At 59.8% G+C, this 12,528-nt stretch carries 11 protein-coding genes; 6 read left to right on the top strand and 5 right to left on the bottom strand.

All coding sequences use genetic code 11. From position 1 onward, the window contains the following. Positions 1-120 precede the first annotated feature (120 nt). From QOM10_RS25430 to QOM10_RS25415, 4 genes are all read left to right on the top strand, one after another. Entirely contained in the window at positions 121-897 is a 777-nt protein-coding gene (locus QOM10_RS25430; RefSeq protein ID WP_150751724.1) for an IclR family transcriptional regulator, read from the top strand. 251 nt (positions 898-1,148) lie between these two features. Beyond that, positions 1,149-2,210: a Gfo/Idh/MocA family protein gene (locus QOM10_RS25425; protein WP_127929867.1), complete on the top strand. Its 1,062-nt coding sequence runs from the start codon at positions 1,149-1,151 to the stop codon at positions 2,208-2,210. 2 nt (positions 2,211-2,212) lie between these two features. Next, positions 2,213-3,028, top strand: a complete 816-nt coding sequence (locus tag QOM10_RS25420; RefSeq protein WP_127929866.1) for a sugar phosphate isomerase/epimerase family protein — start codon at positions 2,213-2,215, stop codon at positions 3,026-3,028. Between the two features lie 113 nt (positions 3,029-3,141). Then, positions 3,142-4,020: a DMT family transporter gene (locus QOM10_RS25415; protein WP_034153813.1), complete on the top strand. Its 879-nt coding sequence runs from the start codon at positions 3,142-3,144 to the stop codon at positions 4,018-4,020. Positions 4,021-4,148: 128 nt separating this feature from the next. On the opposite strand, the gene QOM10_RS25410 is transcribed toward QOM10_RS25415, so the two are convergent. Next, a complete protein-coding gene (locus tag QOM10_RS25410) occupies positions 4,149-5,486 on the bottom strand; it encodes an MFS transporter (RefSeq protein ID WP_064118770.1) in 1,338 nt (445 codons plus the stop codon). Positions 5,487-5,842: 356 nt separating this feature from the next. On the opposite strand from QOM10_RS25410, the gene quiC reads away from it, so the two are divergent. Then, on the top strand, positions 5,843-7,744 hold the full coding sequence (gene quiC, locus QOM10_RS25405; protein WP_160041910.1) for a 3-dehydroshikimate dehydratase QuiC: 1,902 nt from the start codon (positions 5,843-5,845) through the stop codon (positions 7,742-7,744). A gap of 101 nt (positions 7,745-7,845) precedes the next feature. Continuing rightward, the gene (locus tag QOM10_RS25400; protein ID WP_316917145.1) at positions 7,846-8,523 is read left to right on the top strand and encodes a TetR family transcriptional regulator; all 678 of its coding nucleotides are present in this window, start codon (positions 7,846-7,848) and stop codon (positions 8,521-8,523) included. Between the two features lie 104 nt (positions 8,524-8,627). On the opposite strand, the gene QOM10_RS25395 is transcribed toward QOM10_RS25400, so the two are convergent. The 4 genes from QOM10_RS25395 to QOM10_RS25380 form a co-directional block, all read right to left on the bottom strand. After that, positions 8,628-9,482 (bottom strand): shikimate dehydrogenase, encoded by an 855-nt coding sequence (locus QOM10_RS25395; RefSeq protein WP_223026663.1) that lies wholly within the window; start codon positions 9,480-9,482, stop codon positions 8,628-8,630. Positions 9,483-9,487: 5 nt separating this feature from the next. Further along, positions 9,488-9,928, bottom strand: a complete 441-nt coding sequence (gene aroQ, locus QOM10_RS25390) for a type II 3-dehydroquinate dehydratase (protein WP_064118766.1) — start codon at positions 9,926-9,928, stop codon at positions 9,488-9,490. Positions 9,929-10,125: 197 nt separating this feature from the next. Next, positions 10,126-11,205, bottom strand: coding sequence for a tRNA (uridine(54)-C5)-methyltransferase TrmA (gene trmA, locus QOM10_RS25385; RefSeq protein ID WP_160041902.1), 1,080 nt, complete (start codon positions 11,203-11,205; stop codon positions 10,126-10,128). Continuing rightward, positions 11,202-12,497, bottom strand: coding sequence for an NCS2 family permease (locus QOM10_RS25380; protein WP_316917144.1), 1,296 nt, complete (start codon positions 12,495-12,497; stop codon positions 11,202-11,204). The genes trmA and QOM10_RS25380 overlap by 4 nt, the downstream gene beginning before the upstream one ends. Positions 12,498-12,528: the final 31 nt, after the last annotated feature.

The raw sequence follows: 12,528 nt of genomic DNA, 5'->3' as shown, positions 1-12,528 counted from the left end.
GATGAACTCGATCGACAAGCCTCGATCAAACAAAACGGGCGGTTATCGAACAGACGGTTCCAGATTTCGCTTTGCCGCTGATGTCTTCTAGAATCGGCAAAATTTCCTTTGGATATCCCCATGGCCGGCAGTCAAATCGAACGGGTTTTCAGCGTGCTGGAAAGCCTCACCAGTGATCCGCGCGGGCTGCCGATGCAGACCTTGGCCGAGCAACTGGATATTCCGAAAAGCGCGACACACCGCCTGCTCGCCGAGCTGATCCGTCTGGGCTACGTGCGGCAGAATCCGGAAACCTTGCGTTATCACTTGTCGACCAAACTGGTGGCGATGGGCTTTCAATACCTGTCGAGCAGCGGTGCCGACATCGTCCAGCCGGTACTCGACCGACTGGCGCAGGAAACCGGTGAACTGGTGCGTCTGGGCGTGATCGACGGCGAGCGCCAGACCTGGATCGCCAAGGCGCAAGGCGCGCGCAGCGGTCTGCGTTACGACCCGGACATGGGCCGCGATGCGCCGCTGTTCTACACCGCGTCCGGGCATGCGTGGCTGGCGTGCATGAGCGATGCCGAGGCGTTGTCGATGGTCGAGCGTCAGGCGGCGGAAGTTCCAGTGGGCGTGGGGCCAAACGCGCCGCGCTCGAATATCGAACTGCTGGAACGGCTGCGTCTGGCGCGGGAACAAGGCTATGCCTGCGTTGAGGAGAGTTCGGCGGTCGGCACTTCGGCGATTGCGGCGGTGGTGAAACACCCTGCGGATGGGCGGGTGATCGGAGTGCTGAGTATCGCCGGGCCGAGTGCGCGGATGCCGGGGGCGCGGTTGCATGAACTGGCGCCGCTGTTGCTGACATTCACCGAAGAATTATCAGCAGCAAGCCTGGCCTCAGAACTGTTTATCTGATCCGAATTCACAATTCACATAGGCCCCCTGTGGGAGCGAGCCTGCTCGCGAAAGCGGTGTGTCAGTCACTTTTTATTTCATTGACGTACCGCATTCGCGAGCAGGCTCGCTCCCACATTTGATTTTGGGTTGATCAGGAAAATTGTGCGGTGTTCGCACGGTTTTGCGGTTGATGGGTGTTTGATTCTGGAACTCGGTTCTAAATTGTTTGCGGAGTGTTATTCCGAGAACAATCACAAGAGGACCGCACCTTGAATTCGCCCCTTCGAATCGCCCTGATCGGCGCCGGCAACATGGGCCAGCAACATTATCGGCACCTGCAAACCCTCAGCGAAGCGACGCTGTGCGCAGTGGCTGATCCCGGGCCGCAAGTCGCAGCGCTTGCGGCTGAATGGGGCGTCAGACATTTCGCCGATAATCGTCAAATGCTTGAGCAGATCAGGCCAGACGCGGTGATCGTCGCCAATCCGAATAATCAACATGTCAGCACAGCGCTCGATTGCCTGGCGGCGGGTGTGCCGGTGTTGCTGGAAAAACCGGTCGGTGTGCATCTGGACGAAGCGCGCAAGCTGGTCGCGGCGGTCAAAAGCAGCGGCGTTCCGGTACTGGTCGGCCACCACCGACGCCACAATCCGCTGATCGTTCGCGCTCATGAGTTGGTGCAGAGCGGGGCGCTTGGGCGGCTAACCACGGTGACCGCACTGTTCCAGTTGCGCAAGCCGGACAGTTATTTCGAGATCCCCTGGCGCCGCGAACCGGGTGCCGGGATGTTGCTGACCAATCTGATTCACGACCTCGACCTGCTACGCCATCTGTGCGGTGAGGTGCGCTCGGTGCAAGCGATCACCGACAACACCGTGCGCGGTTTTGCCAATGAAGACAGCGCGGCGGTGTTGCTGCAATTCGAAGGTGGCACATTGGCAACCCTGAGCGGGTCCGACGCAGTGGCTGCGCCGTGGAGTTGGGAGCTGGGTTCCGGTGAGAACCCAGTCTATCCGCGTCAGGCCGGTCAGCCCTGTTATCTGCTGGCCGGGACCGCTGGTGCCTTGAGCATTCCGCAACTCAAGCGTTGGCATTACGCCGCTGATCAGGTCGACGCCGGTTGGCATGAACCGTTGTTGATGGTCGAAGAGTCCTACAGCGGTGACGATGCTTTGCGCTTGCAGTTACAGCATTTCGTACGCGTGGCACGGCGTGAAGTCGAGCCGCTGGTGAGTGCGGCCGACGCGGCGCGCACTTTGGCGCTGATCGAAGCCATACGCGAGGCCGCCGCCACCGGTCGTACCTGCTCCCCTGCGTTGATCGAGGCTTGAACATGAGTGAACGAATCCTCTCCTTGGCCAGCCTTACGGTACTGGAGTTGTCGCCGCCGCAAATGGTTGAAGTGGCCGCGCGCGCCGGTTACAGCCATGTCGGCTTGCGCCTGGAACCGGCGACGCCTGAGGAGCATCATTTCCCGTTGGTCGCTGATGCTGAATTGCGCCGTCAGACCTTGCAGCGCCTGCGCGATACCGGCATCCGTGTGCTCGACGTGGAAATCCTGCGTTTGAAACCGCAGACCGTCGTCGCCGATTTCGCGAAACTTCTGACAGTGGGCGCGGAATTTGGCGCCACGGAATTACTCATCGCCGGTAATGATCCTGACGAGCAACGACTCACCGACAACTTCGCCGCCCTGTGCGATCTGGCCGCGCCTTACGGGTTGCACCCGCATCTGGAGTTCATGCCCTGGACCGATGCGCGCGATCTTCAGCAAGCGCTGCGCATTGTCGAGCATGCTGATCGGGAAAACGCTGCGGTGCTGGTCGATGCCTTTCACTTTGATCGTTCGTCGTCACGCTTGGACGATCTGGCAAACGTGCCGGCGTCACGCCTGCGCTATGCACAATTATGTGATGTCGCGGGGCCGAGACCGTCAGACATGGCCGAGATCTTGCGTCAGGCGCGCAACGAGCGGCGGTTTCCCGGCGAGGGCGATTGCGATCTGCTCGGGTTGTTGAAAGCGCTGCCGACTAATATTCCACTGAGTCTGGAAATTCCCACGGTGAAACTATTGGAGCAGGGCGTGAGCGGATTAGAGCGAGCGCAGAGGGCCATCGACAGAACCCGGGAATTGTTGGCGCGGTTGTAAGCGCTGCTGCGCACCTTTCGCGGGCAAGCCCGCTCCCACAGGGAACGTGCCGTTCCTGGGGGCGAGACTTGCCTGCGAAGATTTTTGTTTTTTGGGGCACACAAGGAAATCCAATGACCGTCAGCACCCCGCTCTCCGGAGTCAACCAACCCTTCAAGGGGATCTTGCTGATTGTCGTGGCAACCTTCCTGTTCTCCAGTCACGACGCGCTGTCGAAATACCTGTCCGGTTTCTATCCGATCGTGATGGTGGTCTGGGCGCGCTACCTGGTGCACACCTTGCTCATGGCGGGGATTTTTCTGCCGCAGTCCGGGTTGCGCGTCCTGCGCACCAAGAAGCCGTTGTGGCAGTTGGTTCGGGCACTTTGCCTGCTCGGCACCAGCCTGTTTTTCACCACGGCGCTGTTGTACATCCCATTGGCGGAAGCCACGGCGGTCAACTTTCTTGCGCCGGTTTTGGTGACGGCATTGTCCGTGCCGCTGCTCAAAGAGCGGGTAACACGTGGCCAATGGATTGCAGTGATTTGCGGTTTTATCGGCGTGCTGATCATCGTCCATCCCGGCGGTGAGTTGTTCACACCGGCAGTGTTACTGCCATTCTGTTCGGCGCTGTTTTTCTGCTTTTATCAGTTGCTGACGCGCAAGCTCGCCGAAGTCGATAGCCCGACCACCAGCAACTTTTTTGCCGGGCTGTGCAACACGCTGGTGATGAGTGCACTGGTGCCGTTCTTCTGGCAGGTGCCGACGTTGACCCACGCCGGGCTGATGCTGGCGTTGGGCAGCTGTGGGATGACGGCGCATTTGTTTCTCACCCAGGCATTCCGCCATGCCGCGCCGGCGCTACTGGCGCCGTTCGGTTATTGCCAGATTGTGTTTGCGGGGTTGTTGGGCTGGCTGCTGTTCAATCACACGCCGAGTCTGTTGACGATCATCGGCATCGCAGTGATCTGTTGCAGCGGACTGGCGGCAGCGTGGCAGCAGAGCCGTCGTTGAGTAGGTTACGCAAAACCTTGTAGGAGTGAGCCTGCTCGCGATGGCGGTGTGTCAGTCGATGGAAGTTTTGACTGACACTAAGCCATCGCGAGCAGGCTCACTCCTACAGTTAGCGTCGTGTAGGCAGGTTATTCGGTGATGGTCGGAATCTTGCGCGGTGCCATGAAGTACATCCACGTCAGCGCAATGAAATACATCGCCGGAATCAGGGTGAACAACACGGTGTAGTTGTTGTTGGTGACGGTGAGGATGTGACCGACGATCTGGGTCATGAACATCCCGCCGATCGCTGCGCACATACCACCGAAGCCAAACACCGTGCTCATCATGTGCTTGGGCGTGTAGTCCATCACCAGGCTCCAGATGTTCGCCGTCCAGGCTTGGTGCGCGCCGATCGCCAGAGAAATCGCCGCCACCGCCACCCACAGATTGGCAGAGCCAGCCGCCATGACCACGCCGATGATGCAGCAGGCAAACAGGAACATCGACAGCAGCCGCGCCTTGATCGAATTCATCCCGCGACCGATCAGGAACGAAGACAGAATCCCGCCGCCGACGCTGCCGAAGTCCGCCGTGACGTAGATGATGATCAGCGGAATGCCCATCTGGGTGACGTTGATGCCCAGGTTGTATTGCTGATTGAGAAACGGCGGCAGCCAGTACAGGTAGAACCAGAACACCGGCGCGGTCAGCGAGTAGGCGAGGGCGAAGGCCCAGGTACCGCGCATCCGCAGAATCTTCGAGAACGGTACGCGGGCCTGTTCCGGTTCGACTTCTTGCTGGATGTAGTCCAGTTCGGACTGTTTGACGCTCGGGTGATCTTCCGGGTTGAAGTACTTCAAGCCCCAGAACAGCAACCAGATCCCGCCGAGTGCCGACATGCACAGGAACGCCGCTTGCCAGCCCCAGACGTGCAGGACCAATGGCAGCAGCATCGGCGTGAACATCGCGCCGACGTTGGTGCCGGCGTTGAAAATGCCGGTGGCCACTGCACGTTCGCCGGCCGGGAACCACAGGCGCGTGGTTTTCACGCAGGCCGGGTAGTTCGCCGCTTCGGTCAGACCGAGGATGAACCGGCAGACCATGAAACCAACGGCCGAAGTCGCCAGACCGTGGGCACCAGTGGCCAGGCTCCAGAGCAGCACGGCGCAGAAGAACACGCGTTTGACGCCGACCCGGTCGATCAGGCGGCCCTGCAGGACGAAACCGATCGCGTAGCCGACCTGAAACCAGAAGTTGATGTTGGCGTAATCCATCGCCGTCCAGCTCATTTCCTTGGCGAGGATCGGCTGCATGACGCCGAGGGCGGCGCGGTCGATATAGTTCAGGGTGGTGGCGAAAAACACCAGCGCCAGCATGCCCCAACGGGTCTTGCCGACGGCCATGGCGCCGCGGATCTTGTCGCCGATGCCACCCGTGGCAGTGCTCATGGCCGGAGCCATGCGGGAAGTCTGTGAAGGAATCATGTGTTCCACCCGTTTTTGGATTTGTTATTTGGTGTGCTTTTTACTTGCACGCTGCGACCGGTGGTTCAGATCCGGACTCAATGTGCAGTCGATGTTGGGCAGTGGACGAAAAATCGTCAATTCGCCAAACCGCCATTGTGTTCGATAATCGCACGCAAAACTAACCGGGTAGTACACTTTAAATTGCTGCCGCGATCGATGCAGCCAATAATTTCCCTACTATAAAAACCATCCCATGTAGGAGCTGCCGCAGGCTGCGATCTTTTGATTCTGTTTTCACGAATAAAGATCAAACGATCGCAGCCTTCGGCGGCTCCTACAGTAAAGATAAAGCGGCGCAGTCCGGGAGTTGAAACATGCAGCGTTCCATTGCCACCGTTTCTTTGAGCGGCACCCTGCCGGAAAAACTTGAAGCCATTGCCGCCGCCGGGTTCGACGGGGTGGAGATTTTCGAAAACGACCTCCTGTACTACGACGGCAGTCCGCGGGAAATTAAACAGATGTGCGCCGATCTCGGCATCGCCATCACGCTGTTTCAGCCGTTCCGCGATTTCGAAGGCTGCCGCCGCGATCGCCTGGCGCGCAATCTGGAGCGGGCCGAGCGCAAGTTCGACCTGATGCAGGAACTGGGCACCGATCTGGTGCTGGTCTGCAGCAATGCCTCCGCCGACAGCGTCGGCGATCAGCAAATTCTAGTCGATGATCTGCGCCTGTTGGCCGAGCACGCTGGCGCGCGCGGCTTGCGCATTGGTTACGAAGCGCTGGCCTGGGGCCGTCACGTCAACACTTATCAACAGGTCTGGGACATCGTGCGTCAGGCCGATCACCCGAGCCTCGGCGTGTTGCTCGACAGCTTTCATACGTTGTCGCTGAAGGGCGATCCTCGCGCCATCGCCGACATTCCTGGCGACAAGATTTTCTTCGTGCAAATGGCCGATGCGCCGATCCTGGCGATGGATGTGTTGGAGTGGAGCCGGCATTTCCGCTGCTTCCCTGGGCAGGGCGAGTTCGATCTGCCGGGGTTCCTCGCGCCGATTATTCAAAGCGGTTACACCGGGCCGCTGTCGCTGGAAATCTTCAATGACGGCTTCCGCGCCGCGCCACCACGGGCCAATGCAGCTGACGGTTTGCGTTCGCTGCTGTATCTGGAAGAGAAGACCCGCCAGCGTCTGGAGCAGGAAACCAAACCTGTGGCCAACCGTGAAATTCTCTTCGAAACACCGAAGGCCAGTGAGTACAACGGCATCGAGTTTCTTGAGTTCGCCGTGGATGAAAGCCTTGGCGCCAAGCTGTCGAACTGGCTGGAGCGCCTCGGGTTCGTCAAGGCCGGGCAGCATCGTTCCAAGAGTGTGAGCCTGCTGCGTCAGGGCGACATCAATCTGATCCTCAACTCCGAACCGTATTCGTTTGCTCACAGCTTTTTCGAGGCTCACGGCCCGTCGCTGTGCGCCACCGCCGTGCGGGTCAAGGACAGCGCCAGTGCGCTGGCCCGCGCCGTCGCCTACAAAGGTCAGCCCTATCGCGGACTGGTCGGCCCCAATGAACTGGAGCTGGCGGCAGTGCGCGCCCCGGACGGTAGCCTGATCTATCTGGTCGATGAACAGGCTGATGTCTACGGCACCGATTTCAATCTGCTGGCAGATGCGCCGGCACGCGGTGGTCTCAAGCGTATCGATCACATGGCCATGGCGCTGCCGGCCGACAGCCTCGACAGTTGGGTGCTGTTCTACAAGAGCCTGCTGGATTTCGAGGCGGACGATGAAGTGGTACTGCCCGACCCGTACGGTCTGGTGAAAAGTCGCGCGCTGCGTAGCCGCGACAGTTCGATCCGCTTGCCGCTGAACATTTCCGAGAACCGCAACACCGCGATATCCCACGCGCTGTCGAGTTATCGTGGCTCCGGTGTGCATCACATCGCCTTCGATTGTGACGACATCTTCGCCGAAGTCAGTCGCGCCAAAGAGGCCGGTGTGCCGTTGCTGGACATCCCGCTCAATTATTACGACGACCTTGCTGCGCGCTTCGATTTCGATGACGAGTTTCTCAGTGAACTGGCGTATTACAACGTTCTGTACGACCGTGATGCGCAGGGCGGTGAGTTGTTCCACGTCTACACCGAACCGTTCGAAGGGCGCTTCTTCTTCGAGATCATCCAGCGCAAGAATGGCTATGCCGGTTACGGCGCGGCGAACGTCGCGGTGCGTCTGGCGGCGATGGCCAAATCACGCAGTGGCGCCGTGCGCCAGGCGAAGTTGTAGGAAATTCGTAAACGCGGGATTAAACACAGGCCGCGCGGCTTCCTTCACTGTGCTGCGCGGCCCATAATCGCCGCCTGTGCAGTGATGGCCGTGAGCCCGCAATGACGATGAATACAGAACTTCCCGCAGCTCCTGAAGTGTCCGCTGTAGAGCCGCGCAAGAGTCGCAAGAACAACCCGGAAAAGACCCGCGAGAACATCCTGCAGGAGGCGATCGTCGAGTTCGTCCAGCAAGGCTTGTCGGGGGCTCGCGTCGATGCGATCGCCGAGCGTATCCACACCTCCAAACGCATGATCTATTACTACTTCGGCAGTAAGGAGCAGTTGTACGTCGAGGTGCTGGAAAAGCTTTACGGCGATATCCGCAGCACCGAAAACCGTCTGCACCTGGCCGAGCTGGCGCCGGTGGAGGCGATTCGCCGATTGGTTGAGTTCACTTTCGATCACCACGACCGCAACGTCGATTTCGTGCGCATCGTCAGCATCGAAAATATCCACAACGCTGAATACGTGAAGCGTTCCGATGCGATCAAGGCGATGAACAACACCATTCTTGATTCACTCGGCGAGATTCTGCGTCGGGGTGCTGAAGAGGGTGTGTTCCGTGCAGGGCTGGACGCGCTGGATGTGCATTTGCTGATCAGTTCGTTCTGCTTCTACCGGGTGTCGAACCGGCACACGTTTGGCGAGATTTTTCAGATCGATCTGCCGGATGAAAGCGTCAAGCAACGTCATCGCGAGATGATTTGCGAGTCGGTGTTGCGCTACCTGCAGGCCTGACGCTGACCCCCTGTAGGAGTGAGCCTGCTCGCGATGGCGGTGTGTCAGGCAACTAATGTGTTGGCTGACAGGACGCCATCGCGAGCAGGCTCACTCCTACAGTGTTAACCATTCATGCTTTGAAAATGCGCGAGCATCCGCTGCGCATCCGGCACCACGCCGCTGAACAATTCAAACGCCTTCACCGCCTGAAACACCGCCATGTTGCCGCCATCCAGCGTTCGGCAACCCAATGCGCGGGCGTTGCGCAGCAGCTCGGTTTCCAACGGGAAATACACAATCTCGGCCACCCACAATTCCTTGCGCAGCAGTTCGACCGGCACCGGCATGCCCGGCAGTTTGGCCATGCCCATCGGCGTGGTGTTGACCAGACCGTCAGCCAGATTCAGCGTACTCGGCAGATCCCGACCCGCCACCGCACGACCAAAGCCAAAATGCTCATTGAGATTGTTCGCCAGGCTCTCGGCGCGCTCACGGTCGACATCGAAAATAGTCAGTTGCTGCACGCCTTCGCTCAATAATGCGTGGGCCACTGCCGCACCGGCGCCACCGGCGCCCATCTGGACTACGCGCTCGCGGGCGGCGTCTTTCAGACCTCGACGAAAACCTTCGGCGAATCCAAGGCAGTCGGTGTTGTGACCGACACGTTTGCCGTCCTTCAACACCACGGTGTTCACCGCGCCGATGCCCTTGGCTTCCGGTGACAGCTCATCGAGCAGCGGGATGATCGCCTGCTTGCACGGGAAGGTAATGTTCAGCCCGGTGTAGTTCATCCGCTCGGCCGCCAGCAGCAGGTCGGGCAGGGCGGTGCTGTCCATTTTCAGTTGATCGAGATCGATCAGTCGGTACAGATAACGCAGGCCTTGGGCATCGCCTTCGTGCTCATGCAGCGCTGGCGTGCGCGAGGCCTGAATGCCGGCGCCGATCAGCCCGGCGAGTATGACGTTAGAGCGAGACATGCGAGTTATCCCTTCAACCGCTGACTGAAATGTTCCAGCGCCAGGCGATAGCCATTGCTGCCAAAACCGGCCATCACCGCCGTGGCAATCGCCGAGACGAACGAGTGATGACGAAACGGCTCGCGGGCGTGGACGTTGGACAGGTGCACTTCAATCACTGGCAATTCACTGGCCACCAGCGCGTCACGAATCGCCACCGAGGTGTGCGTCCACGCCGCCGGATTGATCACGATCCCGGCGCAGCGACCACGGGCGGCGTGTATCCAGTCAAGCAGTTCGCCTTCGTGATTGGTCTGGCGAAACTCCACAGCCAGGCCGAATTCTTCGGCTGCTCGACCGCACAAGGCCGAGATATCCGCCAGGGTTTCGTGACCGTAAGTGGCCGGCTCGCGGGTGCCGAGCAGGTTCAGGTTCGGGCCGTTAAGCACCAGAACGATAGGGGGCATGAGGGGTAACTCCACTTATTGTTTTTGGATTTGGCCGAGGGTTTCAGCCTGTGGAGATAAAATGTACTAGATGGTTACCATGGTCAATTGAACAAAAAATGGTCTGGCCGATTTATGTTCGGTGATCGCACAAACAAATGAACGCCCACAAAAAAGCCGTCAATCACGACGGCTTTTTCGTATCTGCTATCCCGCCATCAACGCCGGGTCAGCAACACACCCGATTCCATGTGATGCGTCCACGGGAACTGGTCAAACAACGCGCACTGGGTAATACGGTGCGTGTCGTGCAACTGGGCGATGTTCGCCGCCAAAGTTTCCGGGTTGCAGGAGATGTACAGGATGTTGTCGAAGCGGCGGGTCAGCTCGCAGGTGTCCGGGTCCATGCCGGCGCGCGGCGGGTCGACGAAGACGCTGCCGAACTCGTAGCTCTTCAGGTCGATGCCTTGCAGGCGGCGGAACGGGCGCACTTCGTTGAGCGCTTCGGTCAGTTCTTCGGCAGACAAACGCACCAGAGTGACGTTATCCACAGCGTTTTCGCTGAGGTTGCTCAATGCAGCGTTGACCGAGGTCTTGCTGATTTCGGTGGCCAGGACTTTGCGCACGCGAGTGGCGAGCGGCAGGGTGAAGTTGCCGTTGCCGCAGTACAGCTCCAGCAGATCGTCTGTGCGATCGCCCAATGCCTCGTACGCCCAGTTCAGCATCTTCTGGTTCACGGTGCCGTTTGGCTGGGTGAACGCGCCTTCCGGCTGGCGATAGCTGAAGGTGCGACCGCCGACTTCGAGTTTCTCGACCACGTAATCGAGGCCAAGCACTTCGCGTTTGCCCTTCGAGCGACCGATGATGCTGACGCCGAGATCCGCCGATAGCTTGGTGGCTGCCGCGTGCCAGTGTTCGTCCAGCGGACGGTGATAGCACAGGGTGATCATCGCATCGCCGGCCAGCGTGGTCAGGAATTCCACCTGAAACAGCTTGTGGCTCAGCGCCGAACTGGCCTGCCACGCCGCTTTCAACTGCGGCATCAACTGATTGATGCGCAGGCTGGCGATCGGGAACTCTTCGATGAGGATCGGCGTGCGTTTGTCGTCCTGAGCGAACATCGCGTAATGACGATCGCCGCCCTCGCGCCACAGGCGGAACTCGGCACGCAGACGGAAGTTCTGCAGCGGCGAGTCGAACACCGTTGGCTCGGGGGCATCGAACGGCGCCAGCAGATCACGCAAGCGCGTGACCTTGGCTTCAAGTTGCTCGGCGTAAGCCTGGGAATCGAAAGTCATGCGTTGAACCAACCCAACTTGATCACAAACAGAATCGACAGAATCACCAGCGCCGGGTTCAGCTCACGGGCGCGGCCCGACAGCAGCTTGATCACGGTCCAGGAGATGAAACCGAACGCGATGCCGTTGGCGATCGAGTAAGTGAACGGCATGGCCAGCGCGGTCACGACAACTGGCGCGGCGACGGTGATGTCGTCCCAGTCTATTTCCGCCAGGCCGGAAGTCATCAACACGGCGACGAACAGCAACGCCGGTGCCGTGGCGAAAGCCGGAACGCTGGCCGCCAGTGGCGAGAAGAACAGCGCCAGCAGGAACAGAATCGCCACGACGATGGCCGTCAGACCGGTACGGCCGCCCGCACTCACGCCGGCAGCGGATTCGATGTAACTGGTGGTGGTCGACGTACCCAGCAACGAACCGGCCATGGCCGCGGTGCTGTCGGCGATCAGGGCGCGGCCCATTTTCGGCATGTGGCCGTCCTTGCCCATCAGGCCGGCACGCTTGGCGACGCCGATCAGGGTGCCGGAGTTGTCGAACAGGTCGACGAACAGGAAGGCGAAGATCACGCTGACCAGACCGATGTCCAGTGCGCCTTTGATGTCCAGTTGCAGGAAAGTCGGAGCCAGCGAAGGTGGCATCGAGGTAACGCCACCAAACGGGGTGAAGCCCATCACGATGGAAATGATGGTCACCGCGAGAATGCCGATCAGTACCGCACCGCGCACTTTCAGCGCTTCGAGGGCAACGATCAGGGCAAAACCCAGGGTGGCGAGAATCGGTGCCGGCGCTTTCAGGTCACCGAGGCCGACCATGGTTGCCGGGTTGCTGACGACGATACCGGCGTTGTGCAGGGCGATCAGCGCGAGGAACAGGCCGATACCAGCGGCAATTGCCGAGCGCAGCGGCAGCGGGATGCTGTTGATGATCCATTCACGGATGCGGAAGATCGACAGCAGGAAGAACAGCACGGCGGAAATGAACACCGCACCCAACGCCACTTGCCAGGTGTGGCCCATGTGCAAGACGACGGTGTAGGTGAAGAAGGCGTTCAGGCCCATGCCTGGGGCGAGGGCGATCGGGTAGTTGGCGATCAGACCCATGACGGTCGAACCGATGGCGGCCGCCAGACAGGTGGCGACAAACACCGCACCCTTGTCCATACCGGTCTCACCGAGAATGCTCGGGTTGACGAACAGAATGTAGGCCATGGCCAAGAAAGTCGTGATGCCCGCCAGAATCTCGGTGCGCACGTTGGTGTTGTGTGCCTTGAGTTGAAACAGCCTTTCCAGCATGTCTGCTCCCCGTGGCGCGCGTGGCGCCGTG

The sequence above is a fragment of the Pseudomonas sp. P108 genome, assembly GCF_032613195.1.
GTDB lineage: Bacteria > Pseudomonadota > Gammaproteobacteria > Pseudomonadales > Pseudomonadaceae > Aquipseudomonas.
This window is presented reverse-complemented; position numbering and strand designations above follow the sequence as displayed.